The sequence below is a fragment of the Ruegeria sp. CJ6 genome (assembly GCF_056536665.1).
Genome location: NZ_JBQFQB010000002.1, coordinates 203,615 through 223,778, shown reverse-complemented (window position 1 = coordinate 223,778; position 20,164 = coordinate 203,615). Strand labels below are relative to the sequence as shown.

General features: G+C 55.6%; 18 protein-coding genes. 7 read left to right on the top strand and 11 right to left on the bottom strand.

Annotation, left to right across the window (positions count from 1 at the left end):
* Positions 1 to 17: 17 nt before the first annotated feature.
* The 6 genes from galU to ACR0BT_RS06720 form a co-directional block, all read right to left on the bottom strand.
* Positions 18 to 911 (bottom strand): UTP--glucose-1-phosphate uridylyltransferase GalU, encoded by an 894-nt coding sequence (galU, locus tag ACR0BT_RS06745; RefSeq protein WP_170407796.1) that lies wholly within the window; start codon positions 909 to 911, stop codon positions 18 to 20.
* A 246-nt stretch (positions 912 to 1,157) separates the two neighbouring features.
* Entirely contained in the window at positions 1,158 to 2,963 is a 1,806-nt protein-coding gene (locus ACR0BT_RS06740) for an ABC transporter ATP-binding protein (RefSeq protein ID WP_480762770.1), read from the bottom strand.
* Position 2,964: 1 nt separating this feature from the next.
* Positions 2,965 to 3,894 (bottom strand): ABC transporter permease subunit, encoded by a 930-nt coding sequence (locus ACR0BT_RS06735; protein ID WP_170509646.1) that lies wholly within the window; start codon positions 3,892 to 3,894, stop codon positions 2,965 to 2,967.
* A 10-nt stretch (positions 3,895 to 3,904) separates the two neighbouring features.
* Positions 3,905 to 4,828 (bottom strand): oligopeptide ABC transporter permease OppB, encoded by a 924-nt coding sequence (gene oppB / locus ACR0BT_RS06730; protein WP_170394485.1) that lies wholly within the window; start codon positions 4,826 to 4,828, stop codon positions 3,905 to 3,907.
* Between the two features lie 66 nt (positions 4,829 to 4,894).
* Positions 4,895 to 6,523 (bottom strand): peptide ABC transporter substrate-binding protein, encoded by a 1,629-nt coding sequence (locus ACR0BT_RS06725; protein WP_170407804.1) that lies wholly within the window; start codon positions 6,521 to 6,523, stop codon positions 4,895 to 4,897.
* 391 nt (positions 6,524 to 6,914) lie between these two features.
* Positions 6,915 to 8,150, bottom strand: a complete 1,236-nt coding sequence (locus tag ACR0BT_RS06720; RefSeq protein WP_480762769.1) for a lytic murein transglycosylase — start codon at positions 8,148 to 8,150, stop codon at positions 6,915 to 6,917.
* Between the two features lie 231 nt (positions 8,151 to 8,381).
* On the opposite strand from ACR0BT_RS06720, the gene ACR0BT_RS06715 reads away from it, so the two are divergent.
* The 6 genes from ACR0BT_RS06715 to ACR0BT_RS06690 are packed head-to-tail and all read left to right on the top strand — an operon-like array spanning position 8,382 to position 14,807.
* The gene (locus ACR0BT_RS06715; RefSeq protein WP_480436524.1) at positions 8,382 to 9,245 is read left to right on the top strand and encodes a cytochrome ubiquinol oxidase subunit II; all 864 of its coding nucleotides are present in this window, start codon (positions 8,382 to 8,384) and stop codon (positions 9,243 to 9,245) included.
* Complete coding sequence (locus tag ACR0BT_RS06710; RefSeq protein WP_480762768.1) at positions 9,242 to 11,332, top strand: cbb3-type cytochrome c oxidase subunit I; 2,091 nt, start codon at positions 9,242 to 9,244, stop codon at positions 11,330 to 11,332. The genes ACR0BT_RS06715 and ACR0BT_RS06710 overlap by 4 nt, the downstream gene beginning before the upstream one ends.
* Positions 11,329 to 11,961 (top strand): cytochrome c oxidase subunit 3, encoded by a 633-nt coding sequence (locus tag ACR0BT_RS06705; protein ID WP_170394501.1) that lies wholly within the window; start codon positions 11,329 to 11,331, stop codon positions 11,959 to 11,961. Before ACR0BT_RS06710 ends, ACR0BT_RS06705 begins: the two co-directional genes overlap by 4 nt.
* Entirely contained in the window at positions 11,954 to 12,280 is a 327-nt protein-coding gene (locus ACR0BT_RS06700) for a cytochrome o ubiquinol oxidase subunit IV (RefSeq protein WP_255612219.1), read from the top strand. The genes ACR0BT_RS06705 and ACR0BT_RS06700 overlap by 8 nt, the downstream gene beginning before the upstream one ends.
* Positions 12,281 to 12,315: 35 nt before the next feature.
* Entirely contained in the window at positions 12,316 to 13,293 is a 978-nt protein-coding gene (locus ACR0BT_RS06695) for an HlyD family secretion protein (protein ID WP_170407817.1), read from the top strand.
* Positions 13,290 to 14,807, top strand: coding sequence for a DHA2 family efflux MFS transporter permease subunit (locus tag ACR0BT_RS06690; protein WP_480586262.1), 1,518 nt, complete (start codon positions 13,290 to 13,292; stop codon positions 14,805 to 14,807). Before ACR0BT_RS06695 ends, ACR0BT_RS06690 begins: the two co-directional genes overlap by 4 nt.
* On the opposite strand, the gene crcB is transcribed toward ACR0BT_RS06690, so the two are convergent.
* Positions 14,804 to 15,166, bottom strand: a complete 363-nt coding sequence (crcB, locus tag ACR0BT_RS06685; RefSeq protein WP_480762767.1) for a fluoride efflux transporter CrcB — start codon at positions 15,164 to 15,166, stop codon at positions 14,804 to 14,806. The genes ACR0BT_RS06690 and crcB overlap by 4 nt on opposite strands.
* The gene (locus ACR0BT_RS06680) at positions 15,163 to 15,609 is read right to left on the bottom strand and encodes a fluoride efflux transporter FluC (RefSeq protein WP_480706199.1); all 447 of its coding nucleotides are present in this window, start codon (positions 15,607 to 15,609) and stop codon (positions 15,163 to 15,165) included. The genes crcB and ACR0BT_RS06680 overlap by 4 nt, the downstream gene beginning before the upstream one ends.
* Positions 15,610 to 15,786: 177 nt before the next feature.
* Here ACR0BT_RS06680 and ACR0BT_RS06675 point away from each other — a divergent pair, with 177 nt between their 5' ends.
* Positions 15,787 to 17,367: an FMN-binding glutamate synthase family protein gene (locus ACR0BT_RS06675; RefSeq protein ID WP_170635839.1), complete on the top strand. Its 1,581-nt coding sequence runs from the start codon at positions 15,787 to 15,789 to the stop codon at positions 17,365 to 17,367.
* Between the two features lie 6 nt (positions 17,368 to 17,373).
* Here the strand turns inward: ACR0BT_RS06675 and ACR0BT_RS06670 are convergent, their stop codons facing one another.
* From ACR0BT_RS06670 to ACR0BT_RS06660, 3 genes are read right to left on the bottom strand one after another with little or no spacing between them, the layout of a single operon-like run.
* Complete coding sequence (locus ACR0BT_RS06670; protein ID WP_170596158.1) at positions 17,374 to 18,030, bottom strand: ABC-type transport auxiliary lipoprotein family protein; 657 nt, start codon at positions 18,028 to 18,030, stop codon at positions 17,374 to 17,376.
* On the bottom strand, positions 18,027 to 19,343 hold the full coding sequence (locus ACR0BT_RS06665) for an MlaD family protein (protein ID WP_170394518.1): 1,317 nt from the start codon (positions 19,341 to 19,343) through the stop codon (positions 18,027 to 18,029). The genes ACR0BT_RS06670 and ACR0BT_RS06665 overlap by 4 nt, the downstream gene beginning before the upstream one ends.
* Before the next feature lie 5 nt (positions 19,344 to 19,348).
* On the bottom strand, positions 19,349 to 20,164 hold the full coding sequence (locus tag ACR0BT_RS06660) for an ABC transporter ATP-binding protein (RefSeq protein ID WP_170394521.1): 816 nt from the start codon (positions 20,162 to 20,164) through the stop codon (positions 19,349 to 19,351).

The window sequence follows — 20,164 nt, the reverse complement described above, 5'->3', positions numbered from 1 at the left end:
AGCTGACACAACTAGGCCTACTGCGCGGCCCGATCAGAGGCCACGACTTCATGCAGATATTGGTTTAGGTCGTCGCGCAGATCATCGCGAGCCAATGCGAACGAGACCGTTGCCTGCAGAAAGCCAGCCTTTGAACCACAATCGAACCGCTGTCCGTCAAACTTGTAGCCAAAGACAGGGACACCATTGCCAATATCCTCAGCAATTGCGTCGGTCAGTTGGATTTCGCCGCCACTTCCCTTCTTTTTCTGGTTCAGATTGTACAGAACCGAAGGACCTAAGATGTAACGACCGATCACCGCTAGATTGGATGGCGCGTCCTCGGGTTTCGGTTTTTCAACCATTCCTTTGGCACGGACAACCGTTCCAACATTCTGGCCGGTATCCAGAATACCGTAGGAGCTGGTTTTTTCGTTGGGAACTTCCATCGCGGCGACCATGTTGCCGCCGGTTTCCTCATAGGCTTCGACCATCTGCTGTAGGCAGGGTTTGTCGGCGGCAATCACATCGTCGGGCAGCATCACGGCAAAGGGTTCATCCCCGATCAGTCGACGGGCGCACCAGACCGCATGCCCCAATCCCAAAGCCTTGTGTTGACGGATATAGGCAATTGCTCCGCTTTCCATATTGGTTGCGTTCAATACTTCAAGCAGTTCGTCTTTGCCCTTGGATTTGAGGTCCTGCTCCAGCACGAGATTGTGATCGAAATAGTCCTCAAGTGCTGACTTTCCGCGCGATGTCACGAAGATGAATTCAGTGATCCCGGCCGCACGCGCTTCGTCGATGGCATATTGGACCAGCGGACGATCAACCAATGTCATGATTTCCTTTGGCACCGACTTTGTCGCCGGAAGAAACCGAGTGCCCATTCCCGCTACGGGAAATATCGCCTTGGTGACTTTGCGTACCATATTACCTCACTAATTCTATATATTGCCGACGACTCTCGGTGATGCCGGAGCCCCCACATATAATCTAAAATCCTACCAATCAATCGCACCCGGCTGGTCAGTTACGGGTTCGCTGGAATCTGCCATTAACTTAAGGGCAGAGTCAAAACGAAACACGACCGAAAGCTGGATCAATGAACCAATCCACTAATCACTTGTTCAATAAAGTTTAAAACGCGCCCGATAGATTGGATCGGGCGCGTAAGCTTATGCATTGGCCATAATCGCCTCAAGCGGATCGTGTTCGGCGACGAAGTGATCCGGGGCAATCTCACTGAGTTGAGGTACATAGTCGGTCTCACCCATAGACAATCTGCTGGGCAAAAAGCGCAAAGCTGCTTTCGGATCCATGGGAGAAGGCAATTCTCCCGGTAGTTTAAGCCTTTGGCGGCTGCGCTCGACATCCGGATCAGGGATCGGAACCGCCGAGATCAGGGACTGAGTGTAAGGATGTTTCGGTTCGGAGCAGATCACTTCACCATCGCCCAATTCAACGATGCGGCCCAGATATAGAACCATGATCCGGTTCGAAACCGCACGTACCACAGACAAATCGTGGCTGATGAAGATCATCGATAGGCCAAACTCTTGTTGCAGTTCACGCAACAATCCTACGATCTGGGCTTGAATGGACACATCCAGCGCAGAGACTGCCTCGTCACAGATAATCAGTTTTGGTTTGTTGATCATGGCACGCGCGATTCCAACACGCTGGTTTTGCCCCCCGGATAGTTCGTGCGGATATCGGTTAATCATGTTGGCCTTCAAGCCAACACGCTCCATCATCTCGGCGACCAACTCTTTGCGTTCCCGCTCGGTCAGATCCGGGCGATAGGTTTTCAGCGGTTCCGCGATCGAGGCCGAGATCGTCATCCGTGGATCAAGGCTCGCCAGCGGGTCCTGAAACACGATCTGCAGGTCCTTGCGGTACTTGTTCAACTCGGCCCGTTTCAGCCCGACGATCGGATGCCCCAGCCAGCTGACATTACCCGCGCTGGGTTCGATCAATTGCAGCACAGCCCGGGCCAGCGTGGATTTGCCACAGCCGGATTCTCCAACAACACCCAGGGTCTCGCCCTTTCGGATGTCGAAACTCACGCCATCAACGGCTTTTAGGGGTACCTTGTGCCCAAAAAGACCACCCGAGACATGGATCGGGAAATGCACCTTGACGTCATCCACTTTCAGTAACGGTTCTTCCGTCTGCGTAAGAGCTTTCGGAGCATCGCCCGCATCAATTCGCGGCATAGCCTCAAGTAGCGTTCGGGTATAATCATGCTGAGGAGAACGAAAGACTTCGCGCGTGTCACCGGCCTCGACAAACTCACCCATACGCATGACTTGAATATTGTCGCACATGCGCGCAACAACGCCCATGTCATGGGTGATCAGAGCTATGGCCGTACCTTCATCCTTTTGCAACCGTACCATCAGGTCCAAAATGTCGGCCTGAACGGTCACATCCAACGCAGTAGTCGGCTCATCCGCGATCAAAAGTTTGGGATTACACAGCATCGACATGGCGATCATCACACGCTGACGCATGCCACCAGACAATTCATGTGGATATTGATCCAGCCGCCGTTTCGCTTCGGGGATGCGAACGCGATTCAGCCAGTCAAGGCAACGTTGGCGGGCAGCCGAGCCTTGCAAACCTTCGTGAACCTGTAGCACTTCGCGCATCTGCTGGCCGACCCGCAGATGTGGGGTCAGGGCGGTCAGCGGATCCTGAAAAATCATGCCGACGTCTGAGCCACGAATCTTGTTGATTTTGTTCACAGGTAGATTCAGGATCTCCTGACCATTCAGCAAAGCAGAACCAGACGCATGGCCAGCGGAGGGCAACAGCCCCATCGCTGCCATGAACGTCTGGCTTTTGCCCGAGCCACTTTCGCCGACGATGCCCAGACATTCGCCGGGATTAATGTCGAAACTGATGCCCTGTACAGCTTCAACCACGCCGTCGGGTGTATCAAATCGGACGCTCAGGTCCTTCACGGAAAACAGACTCATATCAGCGATCCTTCGGGTCCAGAGCGTCGCGCAGCCCGTCACCGATGAAAAACATGGTGATGATGATGGCGACATAAAAAGTAAGTGGGAACATCAGCTGCCAGAGCGTACCATACGCCATGGTGCCAGCACCTTCGGCGATCAGGCGGCCCAACGATGTGTAGGGTTCTGAGATTCCGAGGCCGAGGAACGAGATGAAGCTTTCGGTCAGGATCATCTCAGGCACCAGTAACGAAGCGTACACGATCACAACGCCCAACAGGTTGGGCAGAATGTGACGGTACATGATGGTAAATTCGCTGACACCGGCGGCGCGCGCGGCTTCGATAAACTCGCGGTTCTTGAGGGTCAGGGTTTGCCCCCGGACAATCCGCGCCATCGTCAGCCAACCGACCGCGCCCAATGCGATGAACAGCATAAAGAAGGACCGTCCCGCCACGACTAGCAGCAGAATGATGATCAGTGTTGCCGGAATTGCCAGAAGGATATCCACGAACCGCATCATGGCGCTGTCGGTGCGCCCGCCGATATATCCGGCGGTGATGCCATAGCAGGTGCCGACGATCAGAGCGGTCGCGGCCCCGATCAAACCGACCAGCAGCGATGTGGTGGTGGCCTGAATGACGCGGCTGTATAGGTCGCGCCCCAAATCATCGACGCCAAAATAGTGTCCGGTTTCCATGGACGGCATACCCATGCCGCGCACGTCCCCCATGACGTTCCAGTCGATCTCTTCATTGTTCCAGACTGCGAAGTAAGGGCCAACAATCGTGAACAACACGATCAGACCCAGAATGAAAACGCTGGCCATAGCGGCCTTGTTGCGGACAAAACGTATCCGTGCGTCCTGCCAAAGCGAGCGCCCCTGAATGACCGTGTAATCAGTGATTTCCTCGGCCAGATGGGCGGCTTTTTGTGATTTTCCAAGCATTGCCTGCCCCTCAGTATCGGATTTTTGGATCGAACCAGGCATAAGCCAGGTCGGTCAGAAGGTTCACAACCACGGTCAACGCGCCGTAAAGGATGGTGACCCCCAGCAGCACAGCATAGTCGCGAGACAAAGCCGAGCCGACATAGGCCTGCCCCAGACCGCCGGTTGAGAAATAGATGTCGACAAAAACCGAACCGGTCAGAACGTAGACAAAAACCGGCCCGAGGTACGAGACCACGGGAAGCAATGTCGGCTTAAGCGCATGGCGCCAGATCACGGTTCTTGTCGGCAATCCCTTGGCCCGTGCAGTTCGAATGAAGTTCGAGTTCAGAACCTCCAGCATCGATGACCGCGTAATCCTTGCGATCGATCCCATGTAGGAGGTCGCCAACGCAATTACCGGCATCACCAGATACTGCCATTGACCGCCATGCCAGCCGCCACCCGGCAGCCACCCCAGCCAAAGGGTAAAGGTCAGGATCAGGATCGGCCCCATGATGAAGTTAGGAAGCGCCTGAGCGGCGATACCCAGACCCACCGCAAAGTAGTCAATCCAGCTATTGTGTTTGATTGCAGCGGCAATTCCCAGCGCGACGCCAACGGACGTTGCCACCAGAAAGGACAGCGAACCATAGGTCAGCGAAATCGGGAAACCCTGCGCGATGATGTCGTTCACATCCCGATCCTTGAATTTGAAGGACGGTCCGAAATCAAAATGCACCACGATGTTGTACAGATAGTCCCAAAGCTGTTTCCACAGCGGTTGGTCCAATCCATAACGCGCCTCGATATTGGCCAGAACCTGCGGCGGCAATGGCCGTTCCGAGGTGAATGGCCCGCCAGGCGCGATGTGCATGAGGAAAAAGCAGGCGACGATCAATAACAGGATCGTCGGAATAGCGACCAGCAGCCGCTTTATACTGTAGGCAAGCATTTCATGCCCCCGTGTTTATTGGCCCTGCCCCGGATGTCTCCGGGGCAGGGCGTGGTTCAAAGACGATTATTCAGCGAGCTTGTAGAGGTTCTTCGAGTACCAGTTCTGCTCGACGTTGTTCACCGGCCAGTTACCTACATCGCTGTCCATCATATAGACGCCTGCGTAGTGATAGATCGGGATCACAGGCGTTTCTTGGGCGATGATGCGTTCAACTTCGGTGTAAAGCGGAGCCGGATCGTCCGAGGTTTTGGCCTCGGCCAGCAGCTCATCAACGCGCGCGTTGGCATATTTGCCGTCATTATAGCCCGAGTCCGACTGCAGCAGGTCCAGGAAGGTCGACGCTTCGTTATAGTCTCCGCACCAAGCACCACGTGCCAGCTCAAAGTTTTGGTTGCCGCGCTCCTCGAGGAAGACTTTCCACTCCATATTTGCCAGTTCGGCGTTCACGCCAAGCTTCTGCTTCCACATCTGGCTCAGCGCAACGGCGACCTTCTTGTGGTTTTCCGCGGTGTTATAAACCATCTGGAAGCTCAGAGGGTTGTCAGGCCCATAACCTGCTTCTGCTAGAAGCTCCTTCGCCAACTCGTCGCGTTCGGCTTGGGACATGGATGCCATTTCAACGGCCGGGACGGTGAAGCCTGCGGTTGCTTCGGGGGCGAAGGTGTAGGCTTCGGGCTGACCGCCTGCCATCACTTTTTCGGTGATGATCGCACGATCAACGGCCAGTGACAGGGCTTGGCGGACGTTCGGGTCCTTGAAAGCCTCGGGGCCACCATCAGACAGATTGAAGGTGTAATAATAGTTGCACAGGCGTGGGAAGCTGATGGCTTCTACAGGGTGCTCTTCCTTCAGACGTGGGTACTGGCCGGCTGGAATTTCGGTGCGGTCCAGTTCGCCAGCCAAATAGCGGGTCAGGGCGACGTTTTCATCATTGATGACCAGCGCCACGACCTTGTCGATGATGGTGTTGTCGTTGTCCCAATAGGCGGTGTTGCGTTCACGTACCGAGCGTTCCTGCGGCAGGTGCTCGGTCAGAACATAAGCGCCGTTCGAGACGATGTTTTCCGGTTTGGTCCAGGCGTCACCAAACTCTTCGATCACTTTCTGCGGTGCCGGGAAGGTTGTCGAATGTGTGGTCATCTGCGGGAAATAGGGAAGGGGGGCGCTCAGGCGGACTTCCAGCGTTTTGTCGTCGATGGCTTTGACACCCAACTCATCTACCGGTTTTTCGCCCGCGATGATCTCGGCAGCGTTTTCGATCGACATCAGTTCCATGAACCACGCATAGGGCGACGACAGTTCGGGATCGACGGCGCGCTTCCAGGCATACACAAAGTCACCTGCGGTCACCGGATCACCATTCGACCACTTCGCTTCATCGCGCAGGGTAAAGGTGTAAACGTCCTTGGTATCGTTGACCGAGAATTCGGTGGCGACACCAGGAACCAGGTTACCGTCCTCATCCTGATTCATCAGGCCTTCAAACAGATCGCGAACAATTTCTGCACCCGACACATCTTCTACGACTTGCGGGTCGACCGAGCTGTGTTCATCGAGAATCCGATAGGTGAAGGTCTGATCGTCGGCCAGGGCTTCTCCGGTTTCGGGATGTGTACCGGCAGCAATTGCAGCACCGGTAATGATGGTCGAGGACAACAGTCCTGCCAAAGAGGTTCTGATTATTTTGTTCATGTGTTTACTCCCATTTTGTATGGTTTCGAACGTCCAAACCGCATTCGCGGTGGGCGCTTGTCTGCCATTTTGTCTCCGGCAATTGTCTGGACTTTACCTTGATCTAGATCGTGCCAAGATCGATAATTTCGGCATTCATGCATCAGGCAATGTCGGAGATCCGAATGCGAAAGCTATCTTTCACTGCCCATGAACCTGTCAGTTTTGAAGCAAAGGTAAAGGGTTTTGCGGTGGGTGAAGACCACAAAGGCTGATTAGAACCGCAGCCGGCGGAGGTGTTAAAATTTTATTTTGAAACGCTTCGTGGCAGTGACATTTTCGTGAAGCTCAACATATCACCGTGGGTGAATGTGTTCGCAGTGATGCTCGTAAATGGCGAATCAGTACGCTGCTACGGCTTCAGAACGGCCTTCAATGAGGCATCGGGGAAGCAGGTTGGTGTGCTTCCAGAAGCCTCTTGCCAGCGCCCGATCGAGCGTCGGGTTTTGTATCCGGGCAGGCCATCGACGCCACCGACGTCATGACCCTGTTGAACAAGCACCTGCTGCATGCTGGCGACATCTGAGCGATAGAGATTGCCCACATCGCCCCAACGACCCCGAAAATCGCCAACTCCGTATTGGATGCGATCGCCGACATGACCCACAAACAGCGCATAAAGGTCGCTGGTGTTATAGTCTTTGAGGACATAGAAATTGGGCGTTACGATAAAGGCCGGACCGCTACGACCGGCAGGCATCATAAGATAGCCCTCGGCATCAAGTTCATGTGCCGGAAAAGGTTTGCCGGAAACGCGATTTACGCCCATGGCGACCCAATCGCGGATCAACCGCCCCTGATCAGGGCCCTCCAACGCGCAAGAAACGGTCGTGGGTAGGATAACTTCGAACCCCCAGTCGCGGCCTGTCACCCATCCGTGCTCGTCAAGATACGCGCCGATCGATGCAATCGTGTCCGAGGCTGAGCCCCAGATATCAGTTCGGCCATCCCCATCGCCATCGCGCGCGTAAGTCAGAAAATTTGTGGGCATGAACTGAGGCTGCCCCAAGGCACCCGCCCAACTGCTTTTCAGTGCGTGGCCTTGGCCGTGACCGGATTCTGCGATCTGTAGCGCAGCAATTAGTTCAGCCGTGAAATACTCTGCCCGTGTGCTCATGAACCCTTTGGTGCCCAGCACCTGAAACGCATTATGGCGGATAGGGACTTGTCCGTATCCGCTTTCGCGGCCCCAGATGGCCAGTATGATACGGGCGGGTACGCCGGTTTCTGTCTCGACACGTGATAGCGTGTCCGCGTGGCGCCTAGCCATCTTGCGACCGACGGAGGTGGCACCCTGGACTGATCCGGCATTGAAATATCGACCAGGTGAGCCGAACTCGGCCTGCCGTTGTTGCTTGGGTGTCTTTTTGGGGCTGCCCGGCGGAACCAGGTCAGGAAGGTCCCAGTTTAGCGTTACCCCGTCAAAGGCACTTTGGAACGTGCGTTTCGAAACGCCCTTGGCTTTTGCCCGAGGCCATATGGCTTGTTGCAGCCAGTTCTGGAACTGACGTTCAACCTCAGCGCGATCTTGCGCTACCGAGGGGGCGGCAAGACAAACCAGGAAGACTATAGCAAGAACCAAACGCATATGATTGGTCTCGCGCGCGCTTGACCTCATGTCAACAGCGGCGCCGCAGGGTGATTTTGGAAAAGTTCTTGAGAAAATCCGTGACTCTGCCGATAGTTGCCGGGAAACCCCGCCGCAAGAGGATCATCAGGTGTGACCTTGTCTCGGATACATTCAGTCGCTGTGCCAGCCTTAGTGATCTTTGTTGCTCTGTTGTTGACGGCTGAGTCTGCCGGGGCGAGTGATAGCTTCATGGACCCCCAAGGCCCGATTGCAGCGGTGCAAAAGACACACCTTTTGCGCGCGACGGCTCTTATCCTGATCGCTGTGATACCGGTTCTGGCTCTGGTGCCGCTGATTGCCCTGCGTTATCGCCGACGTAAGGGTGGAAATGCTGCATACACGCCGCATTGGGATTTTTCGGCGAAGCTTGAATTTCTGATGTGGGGCGTCCCGGTCGTGATCGTGATGATCCTGTCTTTCTATCTCTGGAAAGCGACACATCGTCTTGACCCTTATTCGGCCCCTTTTGGAGAAGAGCCTGCCCTAAATGTGCAGGTGGTTGGCCTCGATTGGAAATGGCTGTTCATCTATCCAGATCATGGCATCGCAACGGTGGGAGAACTGGGCATACCGATCAAACAGCAAGTTGCGATGACGCTGACCACAGACACGGTGATGCAGTCGTTTATGATCCCGGCGCTGGCAGGGCAAATCTATGCCATGCCGGGGATGACGACTCGGCTACACCTGGTGGCAGACTCGCCTGAGACGATGCAAGGCGAGAACACACAGTATAATGGCCGAGGATTCACAAAGCAGAAATTCCTGGCGCAAGCCATGCAGCCCGAGGATTTTCAGGCGTGGGTCGCCAGCGTAAAAGCGCATGGCATACCGTTGACCGAAAGCACTTATCGAACGTTGGCGATGCGTACGGATCGGGATGAGGTGCAGGCAGCATTGGGCACCGAACTCATGCCGCTGAATGCGCTTTATTTCACGCTGGAAGAGGGCGACCTGTTCCATTCGATCCTGCGTCGTTACCACAGCGGAGAGCCTCTGCAGTTGGATCAGCAACCCGGAACGGCTGAATACGGGCAGGAGGCAAGCCAATGACAAATGCCGAGACCGGCTTCTTCGGTCGCCTGAGTTGGGATGCATTTCCCATTGCTGGACTGATCCAGAATCCTGGCGCAAATGAGATCATTGCAAACGCTGCTGCTGCCATTGTGATCGTGGGCGTAGTGGTAGTGATTGGCATCCTGACGTGGTTCCGGTTGTGGGGCCCGCTCTGGCGCGATTGGCTGACCAGCGCTGATCACAAGAAGATCGGCATCATGTACATTGTCTTCGCCATCGTCATGCTGGCGCGGGGCGTCCTGGAAGGTGTGGTGATGCGGGCCCAACAGGCGGCGGGACCGGGGGACGGATTTCTGGAACCCGAGCATTTCGCGGAACTGTTTAGCACTCATGGCACCATAATGGTGTTCTTCGTCGCGGTACCTTTTGTCTTTGGCGTCGCTAATTACATAATTCCGCTCATGATAGGCGCGCGCGACGTGGCCTTCCCGGTGATGAACCAGATCGGGCTTGGCTTAACCGTCTCGGCCGGGCTGATGCTGATGGTCTCGCTGGTGGTCGGAGAGTTCTCGACCGGTGGCTGGACCGCGTATCCACCCTATACCGGAGCAGCTTTTAATCCCGGCGTTGGGCCGGATTACTGGATTTGGGCCATCGTGGTCTCTGGCGTGGGCACAACACTGACTGGCATCAACTTTGCCGTCACGATCTACAAGCTGCGTGCGCCGGGGATGAAGTTCATGCGGTTGCCCATGTATTGCTGGACGATAATCTGCAGCTCGATTCTGATCATCTTTGCCATGCCCCCCCTTGGTGTAGCTGCATTGTTGCTGGCCGCTGACCGATATCTCGATTTCCACTTCTTCACCAATGACCTTGGTGGCAACATGATGAACTATGCCAACCTGTTCTGGCTGTTCGGTCATCCCGAGGTCTACCTGCTGGTCCTGCCCGCCTACGGCATCTATTCCGAAGTCTTTGCCACCTTTTCGGCCAAGCGGCTTTATGGCTACAACTCACTGGTCATCGCAACAATGTCGATTGCGGTCATGTCCTTCACGGTTTGGTTGCATCATTTCTTCACCATGGGGCAAAGCGCTCTGATCAACGCGGTGTTCGGGATTGCCACGATGCTGATCGCCATTCCGACCGGGGTAAAGGTCTATGACTGGATGGCGACTCTGTACCGTGGGCGGATTCGATTCTCGGTCCCGATGCTTTATGGCCTTGCGTTTTTGATGTTGTTCGTCATCGGCGGCCTCAGCGGAGTGGTTCTTGCCAATCCAACCGTCGACTATCAGGTCCACAATACGCTGTTTCTGGTTGCGCATTTCCACAACGCGTTGCTACCCGGTGTGCTGTTCGGGTTGCTCGCCGGCTATAACTACTGGTTCCCCAAGGCCTTTGGGTTCCGTCTAAACGAGTTCTGGGGCCGCGTTTCGGTTTTCTGCTGGACAGTTGGGTTTCTGCTGACCTTCATGCCGCTCTACTTCGTTGGTCTGATGGGCATGCCCCGCCGGTCGTTCAGTTGGGAGGATCCCAGCTTTCACCCCTACATGATCACCGCCGTCATAGGATCGCTGGTGATTACTTGCGGGTTGCTTTCGATCCTGGTCCAATTGTGGGTCAGTATACGCGACCGAGAACAGACCCGCGCACCGGTCGGTGATCCTTGGGATGGGCGTACGCTGGAATGGTCGATCCCGTCTCCACCGCCACCCTACAACTTCGCTATTATTCCGCAGGTTGGCGAGCGCGATGACTTTGCTGCAGCTAAGGAGCGCGGACAAGCCTATCCTGCACCCGCGGCCTACGAAGATATCGAGATGCCGCGCAACACCGGCATCGGGTTTATCCTCTGCGTGCTCAGTGGCATCTGGATGTTCTCTCTGGTCTGGTGGATCTGGTGGCTGGCAGCACTGATGACCATCGCGATGATCCTCGCCATTATCATCTGGAGTTTCGACACCAGCACCGAGGTCATCATCCCCGCCGAAGAGGTCCGCAAAGAACACGAGGCGTGGTTGGCGCTGGTCCACAGCACCGCCGCTGTGGATCGCGATCATGAAAGTACACCGGAGAATCGCGGCCTCGCCCGCCCGGATATGGAGGCCGTGATATGAGGCGCGCACCCAAGCACAGCTATCCGGGGATAAACCTCGGTGAGGACCACGCCAGCGCTCACAAGGCGACCGAGGTCGTCACTTTCGGCTTCTGGGTCTTCCTGATGAGCGATCTGGTCTATTTCGGCCTGATGTTCGCGATCTATATCACCATGATAGACGCGCAGGCCGGCGGTCCGGGCCCGCATGAGCTGTTCGACCTGAAAAGCATCTTTGCCCAGACTCTCATTCTGCTGACCAGCAGTTTGACCGTCGGGCTGGCGATGTTGGCGCTGAAATACAACCTGCCTCGGGCACGGATCGTGCTGTGGTTCGGAGTGACACTGCTGCTGGGGCTCAGTTTTCTGGTTTTGGAAATCCGTGATTTCATGAACATGGCAGCCCAAGGCGGTATCCCACAGCGTAGCGGGTTTTTGTCGGCCTTCTATGGTCTCGTACCGCTCCACGGCTTGCATGTTGCAGCCGGGTGTCTGTGGCTAATCGTGCTGGGTATTCAGCTGCGTATGTTCGGGCTGACCGATCTGCTGATGTCGCGTATGGTGCGGTTGGCGCTATTCTGGCATTTCCTCGATCTTATCTGGATCGGCATAATAACCATCGTGTATTTCGGAGGGCTGGCCTATGGATAAACGATCCGAGATGCATCACCGCGAACGGCGGCGTTACGTGATTGGCTATGGTGGGTCACTGCTGCTCACGCTGGTGGTATTTGTGATCGCCTATCATTTCGGTATTGAAACACCAGGCGTCTATATGACCATAGGCCTTCTGGGGTTGGCACAACTGGTTGTTCAACTGATCTATTTTCTACACATCGACCGCCGCCGCAGCAGCCGAGAGGATCTGGACCTGGTTCTATTCTCGACACTTGTTCTGCTGATTATCATCGGCGGGACAGTTTGGATTCTGGGCAATCTGGCCATGCGCATGCATATGCAGGTGATGTGAGGTCGCTCGCTTAGGCACCAAAAAGGAAGCTGCTTATGAAGTCATTCAAGGCAATTGCCGCCGCAGGGATCCTGGTCACGATTGCTGTTGGATTGTTCCTTTTCTGGCGGCATGAAGAGCGGTATCCGTCAACAAAAGACGCCTATATCGGCGCGAATATCATCTACGTGGCCGCACAGGTGACCGGGCAGGTTTCAGACGTTGCGGTGGTCGAAAACCAGCCGGTCAATGCAGGCGATTTGCTGTTCTCGATTGATCCGACACAGTTCCAAGCCTCGGTCGATCAGGCCAAAGCTAATCTGGACAGTGCCATTCAGCAGGCTGACTCCTTCTCGAACCAGATCACCGCTGCACAGGCCGCTGTCGAAAGCGCCAACTCTTTCTACGAAACCGCGCAGAGCAATCTTGAACGCGCCCGAGCTTTGTTTTCGGACGGGGACCTCGCGCAGGCCTCGCTGGACCAAACTACGTCCGAATTCGCACAGGCTTCGGCCCGGTTGACCACCAGCCGGTCCGAGCTTTCTGCGTTGCAAAGTGGCCTCGCGGCCCGGCAGGACAATGTGTTGTCCTCGCAGGCTGCGTTGGAAATCGCGCAGGCCGATCTTGTCTGGACCAAGGTCTATGCCGCGGCCGATGGCTGGATCGCAAATCTGACGCTGCGGCCAGGGTCGTCTGTCTCGGCCAATGCGCCGCAATTTTCCATTGTCGAGTCGTCTGACTGGTGGGTCGATGCAAATTTCAAGGAAACATCACTGCCACGCATCCGACCCGGTCAGCCGGTCACAGTGCAGGTGGATATGCTTCCAGACACGACCCTGACCGGCAAGGTTGCGTCGATCGGTCGAGGCTCGGGCGATACGTTTTCGTTGTTGCCGTCCGAAAACTCCAGCGGCAACTGGGTCAAGGTCACTCGACGTTTCCCGGTGCGGATTGAGCTTGATCCAACTGATGCTCCGCTACGTGTAGGAGGCAGCAGCAAAGTTACGGTGGATACAACCGGAACCAGCCAATGACTGATGCCGGCCATATCAATCGCGTGATTGTCGTGGCCGTCGTGCTCAGTGCAATTCTCGAAGTTCTGGACAGTACCATCGTCAATGTTGCGTTGCCGCATATTCAGGCGGCTTTTGGGGCCACAACCGATCAGGCGACATGGATCTTAACCAGCTATATCGTCTCAGCCGTTGTGGTCATGCCGCTGACCGGGTTTGTCGCGCGTCGGGTCGGGCGGCGCAGGCTGATCCTGACTGCGGTCACGGGTTTTGCCACAATGTCTGTCATGTGCGGCCTGTCATGGAGTCTTCAGACTATCGTCGCGTTCCGCCTGGCGCAGGGGATGTTCGGCGCGTTCCTGATCCCGTTATCGCAGTCCATCCTGTTTGACGCCTTTCCGCGTGAAAAACGGGGGCAGGCCATGGCGGTCTTTGGCTTGGGCGTGGTGGTCGCACCAGTGTTGGGCCCAACTGTAGGCGCAGTCCTGACAGAGTATTTTTCGTGGCGAATGGTGTTTTTCGTCAACCTTCCGGTCGCTGCCATGGCCCTGCTGCTTTTAGCGGGCGAGTTGCCGGACGACAAAACCGAAGAGGTGCGCATCGACTGGAAAGGTCTGGCGCTGCTGGCACTTGGCATCGGATGCCTTCAATTCATTCTTGACCAAGGTGAGACCAAGGACTGGCTGTCATCGAGGATGATACAGCTGGCGTTGATCGCTTCGGTTCTTGGGGCAATGGGGTTCATCGTCCATTCTCTGACATCCCGGCATTCTGTCGTTGATTTGCGCCTTTTTGCGGATCGCAACTTTGCCCTGTGCAACCTAGTGATAGCGGGGTTCGCGATCTCATTGTTTGGCGGGATCGCCATACTGCCAACCTTTGTGCAAAGCCTGCTCGATTACCCCGTGATCGAATCCGGTCATTTGTTCATACCGCGCGGGATCGCCGCAGGTGCATCGATGGTGCTGACCGGGGCCGTACTGGTCACCCGGTTTGATCCACGAGTTTTAGCCGGGTTGGGGATGCTGTTGACAGCACTGGGGAATTTCATGTTGGGCACGCTCAACCTCGACGCCGGTTTCTGGCAACTGGCTTGGCCGGGCTTTGTCAGTGGTCTGGGGATGGGGCTGGTGTTTGTGCCGATGTCTATTCTGGCATTCGAGAGCATCAGTAAATCAAGGCAGGATGAGGCCTCGGGCTTATTCAACGTCACCAGGCAGCTTGGCTCTTCGGTAGGTATTTCATTGGTGGGGACTTGGGTCGTGCGAGGCCTGCAAACCAATACGGCAGTGCTAAGCCAGAATGTGACACCCTACAATCCTGCTGCACAGGCTTATCTTGCGCCGCTGGGGCTAACACCCGATAGCGCCCAGGGCGCCGCCATTTTGGGACAAGAGATCGCACGGCAGGCCGAGATGATCTCGTACCTTACTGTATTCAACAATCTTGGACTGCTGGCGTTGGCCACGATCCCACTGTTGTTCTTCTGCCGCGCGCCCAGGCCCGACCAAAGGGCTGCAGCACCCGTTCACTAGCGCGTCAGAACAAGGCCCAGCCATAGCGCGAACCAGCACAATGCGAGGCTGAGAGCGATGTTCCCGGCGGCAAACACGATCGTCCGTTCACGGTGCAATTGTAGCGATTGATAGGCGAAGCTTGAGAATGTGGTGAAGCCGCCGCAAAACCCGAATACAAGGCGTTTTTCCTCTTCGCCCATTTCTGCAGAGCCACCCAGATAACCAATCCATATACCCAGCAGAAGGCTGCCCAGAACATTCACGATCAGGGTCGAGTACGGCAGATCATGCGTCACCCGAAGCGCCAGCCAATGCCGCAGTACAGCCCCCAATCCTCCGCCCAATGCGAACATGGCATGCAGATACAAGGTCGTCATTCCGATGTTTCCCGGGAATGATGCCGCCGACCCAGCGCTTCCCCAAGAACCGCCGCCGTAAGACCAAATGCGATCTCCGCGCTTACGGCGATAATCACAAACCAATTCCCGGTTTCTGCCAGTCTTTCCAGCTCGGCGACGAATGAGGAAAACGTCGATAGCCCACCGCAAAATCCGACGGCCCCTAGATGCAGGACGTGGGCGTGGACACGATTTCGAATGGCATAGAGCCAACCTAGAACGAAACAGGCCGCAACATTGATGCCGAAAGTCGCGGTCAGGAACGGAGCGCCGGGGATCTCCAGCGAAAATAGCTCGCGCAGCAACGACCCTGCAGCACCCCCCACAAAGACGGCTGTATACATCAGGGCGCGATGCCCGAATACAGGCGCTGTTTTCGACACTGCGGTTGATCCTGCTCTGACCAGCGTTTCATTTTGCATACAGACTGCTTTTGCTTGGTTCAACCGGCCTCGCCAACCCAACCGTTATCTTTGTTTGATTAGCAAGGGCTTGCGCAAACAGGTCAATTTGTTCCACGTTCTGGATGAAGAGCAGGGTCATGGACCCAATGTCCATTCAAGGTCACGCTGTCACAGCGCTACTCAGGGAGATAGGAAATGATTGTTCGCAGGCTTTACTATTTCCTCAGCTATGTCTGCTTGCCTTTGACTTTGCTTTGGGGTTTTTTCTGGCCACCCGCCCACTGGTTGCTGATCATACTGATCCCCTATGCGGTTGTCGGTCTCTACGATATGCTGACAACAAAGCATAATGTGCTGAACAACTACCCGGTACTGGGTCACTTCCGATATATGTTGGAGTTTGTCAGCCCTGAAATCCGGCAGTATTTCGTTGAAACCAATGAAAGCGGGCGGCCCTATAATCGGATCATCCGCAGTCTGGTCTATTCCCGCGCCAAGGGGCAGGTGGATACTCAGGCGTTTGGCACTCAGTACGATATCATGACGGTAGGTTATCACCGCGCTGATCACTCGCTATCCCCCAAGCACGTCGAAGAGAGCGAAGAACGGGTGATACTGGGCGGCCCTCAGTGCGACAAACCCTACAATGCGTCGCGCCTGAACGTATCAGCAATGAGTTTCGGTGCACTCAGCGCCAACGCAATCCGTGCTTTGAACGGTGGTGCAAAAGATGGGGGTTTTGCGCATAACACGGGCGAAGGCGGGCTGTCCCCCCACCACCTGGCCGAAGGTGGAGACATCATCTGGCAGATTGGAACAGGATATTTTGGATGCCGCACGCCTGATGGTGGGTTCGATAAGGACCTGTTTGCCGAAAAGGCCAAGAAAGATGTCGTCAAAGCGATCGAGATCAAATTGTCGCAAGGGGCGAAGCCGTCTCATGGCGGGGTCCTACCGGCAGCAAAGGTGGATGAAGAAATCGCCGAGATTCGTGGGGTTCCAGTACATCAGGATGTGATTTCCCCACCTATTCATTCGGCCTTTGATGGACCGACTGGATTGATGCATTTCGTTCAGCATCTGCGAGAGATGTCAGGTGGCAAGCCCGTGGGCTTCAAACTCTGCATCGGTCGTCGATCCGAGTTTATGGCGATTTGCAAAGCGATGTTGGAAACTGAGATTCTGCCTGACTTCATCACGGTGGACGGCGCGGAAGGGGGCACTGGCGCTGCCCCGGTCGAGTTCACCAACCGATTGGGGATGCCGCTTAACGAGGCACTGATCTTTGTAAACAACTGTCTGCGCGGTATTGGAGTCCGCGACAAGGTGCGGGTGATCTGTTCCGGCAAAGTGGCCACTGGATTCGATATGGTCGAGAAATTCGCTTTGGGTGCGGATATGTGTAACGCGGCGCGGGCGATGATGTTTGCGGTGGGGTGCATTCAGGCGCTGCATTGCAACACCAACAGGTGCCCCTCGGGGGTAGCGACGCAAGATCCGATCCGTGGGCGGGCGGTGAATGTGCCACAGAAAAGACAGCGCGTGCATCGGTTTCATGACGCGACGCTTGAAAGCTTCCGCGAGATATTAGGGGCTATGGGCAAAGCAAAAGTTTCCGACCTGCGCCCTGCCGACATCCGGCGCCGAAATGCGGATGAACGAGAGCGGTCTTATGCCGAGCTATACAGCTTTCTGGATGACGGCTCTCTGTTGGGCAAGACCATCCCTGAAGAGTTCGCCGCTGACTGGCAAGTCGCCTCAGCGAGCCAGTTCTAGCGACCGCTAGCTAGGTGTTGATCGCGGGTTATTGAGCGTATGCGTATGGATTTTGCGGATGCTCCATTCCACGGCATCCCGCATTGTCTTGCCCAAGGCGATATCAAAGGCCTCAACCAGTTCGGGTGTTTTATCGCTGGTCGCCAGCACTGCTTCCTGGAATGAGCTTGAAGCGATGATCTTGTCCTCATACTCATCGATAATCTTAATATTGATGCGCACTTCTACGCGGACCGTCTTCGTGTCTTCGGTTTCGCTGATGACGATGCCCTGAAATTCGCGCAGATCAGGCGCGATCACATAGTCCGCTCTCAGGCCTACAGTCGAACGTCCTACGGCCGCGACCTTGCCGGAATTTTCATAGCTTTCGACCATCAGCGCCTGCACAATTAACGGAGCGCGATCCACCCATCGGGCCCGCGGCAGATACTGAACCTGAAGCAAGGTGGGCTGCACGGCGATCTGATCGGTGTTCACGGCAGCCGTCGCTGTGGGCTCTTCGACAACGATCTGTTTTTGGATTCGCGGCAGCGATGACGAGAACGTGCTTTTGGGTGTCAGCAAATACAAGTCATTGGGCTTAGAAGCCTGCCGCAGCGTGCCCAAGCCCGTGCAGCCCGTCAAAGCGGCCAAAACCAGAGTCAATATTAAGGGCCGTATCATTGACGAAACTCCGATGCTTGGGTGCCTAACAAAAAGCGGGCCGGGTCGCGTTCGACCTTGTCGACCAATCTATCCAGACTGATGACCAGACGCTGTGATTCCTCGATGAACCGGATGAACTGAGGCAACCCAACGCGCAAGAAGTCCGAAACCTGACGGCGGTTGTCCTGAACGATCCCGTCGATGGTTCCCAGCAGATCCGACGCCGATTGGGAGGCGCTGAGAACATCGTCGGAAATCTTGTCAATCTTTTCGGTAATATTCGAGACGGTTTCCGCAACCTGATTGGCCGCCTTACTCACATCTTCAGCGACAGGTGAGATATCCTCGTCCATCACGCGGTTTGCCGAGTCAAACGCCCTCTCTGCTGAATCGAGCGCCCCTTTGGCTGAATCCATAGTCGATGTAACCGATTCAAGGGTGGTGTTTGCATTCAGAACAGTCTCGCTGATTACCTCAAGCGTAACGCTGCCTTCATCTGACAGCCGAGTCAGCCTTTCGGCCAGGATTGACCCGCGTTCGATAAAGGGCCGGATATCTTCCTGAATCACGCTTTCAGCACTGGCAATGGCGTTATTTGCAGTCTCTAGCGTTGTTTTGGCGGATTCTGAGGTCTCTTTGATGCTCTTCAGCGTGTCCGTTCCCGTGCTCAACGTCGTCTCGGCCGTGTTCGCCAACGTATCCAGTCTCTTGGTAAATTCTCCAACGTCTTTGGCCGCACCGCCCAAATCGGACGAGAGCGACTGGAAATCCGTCAGAGTTTTATCCAGCTTGCCCGACGCTTCTGCCAGATTGTTCAGGATATCCGACACCGCCTTTCGGTTTTTGTCATCAACAACCGAATTGAGGTTCTCCAACAGGGTGACCGCCTTTTCCAGAACCTCTGGCGCACCCTCAAGCAAGGATTGAATCGAACTGCGCTTGCTTGGGATGACACTGTTCTGGGCCAGCCTTTCTGCGGTTGGGGACCCGCCGGAAAGCTCAACATAAGCAACCCCTGTCACACCCAGAGATTGCAACTGTGCGATGGTTTCTTTGGTAACAGGGATGTCGGCATCAACCTCAAGCCGCACTCGCACCTTTGACGGGTCATCTTTGTCCAAGTCCAGGGAAACCACCTGACCCACAGGCAAGCCGTTGTAATTTACGCCACCTGCAGCCGACAGGCCCGAGACATTGTCGAACAACACATCATAATAGGCGTATTGCCGGGTCACTTCGAATTTGGCGAGCCACAGAAAGAACCCGAAGGCACCAAGGATGCCCGCCAGGGTGAACGCACCGATCAGGATGTAATTCGCTCGGGTCTCCATCGCCTCTACCTGTCCTGCCCCTTCTGTTGTGCCGCACGGGCGCGGGGGCCTGTGAAATATTCCTGAACCCAAGGATGGTCGACCTTGGTCATCTCTTCTATCGGACCTTCAACCAGCACGCGTTTTTCCGCAAGTACCGCGACGCGATCACATATGGCATAAAGGCTGTCCAGATCATGCGTTACCATGAACACGGTCAGCCCCAACGTGTGCTGAAGTTCCCCGATCAGTTCATCATATGCGGCGGCCCCGATCGGGTCCAACCCGGCAGTTGGTTCGTCCAGAAAAACGATTTCAGGGTCCAGCGACAGGGCGCGGGCCAACGCGGCGCGTTTACGCATTCCGCCGGACAGTTCCGAAGGGAACTTGCTACAACTTAGTTGAGGCAAGCCAACAAGACTGATCTTCAGACCACCCAGTGCGGCCATCAATTTTTCACTGATACCCGTGTGCTCGCGCAGAGGCGCCATCACGTTCTGCAATACAGTCAGTGAGGAAAACAGCGCACCGTCCTGGAATGCCACACCCCAGCTTCTTTCGATCCGCTGACGTTCTTCTTCGGGGCCATTAAGAACATCGACGCCAAGAACCTCAATACTTCCCGACTTGGGCTTGTTCAGCCCGACGATCGTACGCAAAAGCACGGACTTCCCAGTGCCCGATCCACCGACAACACCCAGCACTTCACCGCGCCAGACATCGAGGTTGAGGTTGTCGTGGACCACTTGCTCGCCGAATTGGTTGGTTAAATTGCGCACACGAATAACGGCTTCGCGTTTCGTGTCGGATTGGGGCTTGTCCTGAAGCGCGGCGCCATCCAT

What these genes read in the sequence shown, in the direction of transcription:
- ACR0BT_RS06740 (WP_480762770.1), bottom strand. Translation starts at nt 2,963, where the DNA reads ATGAGTCTGTTTTCCGTGAAGGACCTGAGCGTCCGATTTGATACACCC.
- ACR0BT_RS06715 (WP_480436524.1), top strand. Translation starts at nt 8,382, where the DNA reads ATGGACCCCCAAGGCCCGATTGCAGCGGTGCAAAAGACACACCTTTTG.
- ACR0BT_RS06665 (WP_170394518.1), bottom strand. Translation starts at nt 19,343, where the DNA reads ATGGAGACCCGAGCGAATTACATCCTGATCGGTGCGTTCACCCTGGCG.
- ACR0BT_RS06690 (WP_480586262.1), top strand. Translation starts at nt 13,290, where the DNA reads ATGACTGATGCCGGCCATATCAATCGCGTGATTGTCGTGGCCGTCGTG.
- ACR0BT_RS06700 (WP_255612219.1), top strand. Translation starts at nt 11,954, where the DNA reads ATGGATAAACGATCCGAGATGCATCACCGCGAACGGCGGCGTTACGTG.
- ACR0BT_RS06725 (WP_170407804.1), bottom strand. Translation starts at nt 6,523, where the DNA reads ATGAACAAAATAATCAGAACCTCTTTGGCAGGACTGTTGTCCTCGACC.
- ACR0BT_RS06720 (WP_480762769.1), bottom strand. Translation starts at nt 8,150, where the DNA reads ATGCGTTTGGTTCTTGCTATAGTCTTCCTGGTTTGTCTTGCCGCCCCC.
- ACR0BT_RS06710 (WP_480762768.1), top strand. Translation starts at nt 9,242, where the DNA reads ATGACAAATGCCGAGACCGGCTTCTTCGGTCGCCTGAGTTGGGATGCA.
- ACR0BT_RS06695 (WP_170407817.1), top strand. Translation starts at nt 12,316, where the DNA reads ATGAAGTCATTCAAGGCAATTGCCGCCGCAGGGATCCTGGTCACGATT.
- ACR0BT_RS06735 (WP_170509646.1), bottom strand. Translation starts at nt 3,894, where the DNA reads ATGCTTGGAAAATCACAAAAAGCCGCCCATCTGGCCGAGGAAATCACT.
- ACR0BT_RS06680 (WP_480706199.1), bottom strand. Translation starts at nt 15,609, where the DNA reads ATGCAAAATGAAACGCTGGTCAGAGCAGGATCAACCGCAGTGTCGAAA.
- ACR0BT_RS06670 (WP_170596158.1), bottom strand. Translation starts at nt 18,030, where the DNA reads ATGATACGGCCCTTAATATTGACTCTGGTTTTGGCCGCTTTGACGGGC.
- galU (WP_170407796.1), bottom strand. Translation starts at nt 911, where the DNA reads ATGGTACGCAAAGTCACCAAGGCGATATTTCCCGTAGCGGGAATGGGC.
- ACR0BT_RS06660 (WP_170394521.1), bottom strand. Translation starts at nt 20,164, where the DNA reads ATGGATGGCGCCGCGCTTCAGGACAAGCCCCAATCCGACACGAAACGC.
- oppB (WP_170394485.1), bottom strand. Translation starts at nt 4,828, where the DNA reads ATGCTTGCCTACAGTATAAAGCGGCTGCTGGTCGCTATTCCGACGATC.
- ACR0BT_RS06705 (WP_170394501.1), top strand. Translation starts at nt 11,329, where the DNA reads ATGAGGCGCGCACCCAAGCACAGCTATCCGGGGATAAACCTCGGTGAG.
- ACR0BT_RS06675 (WP_170635839.1), top strand. Translation starts at nt 15,787, where the DNA reads ATGATTGTTCGCAGGCTTTACTATTTCCTCAGCTATGTCTGCTTGCCT.
- crcB (WP_480762767.1), bottom strand. Translation starts at nt 15,166, where the DNA reads ATGACGACCTTGTATCTGCATGCCATGTTCGCATTGGGCGGAGGATTG.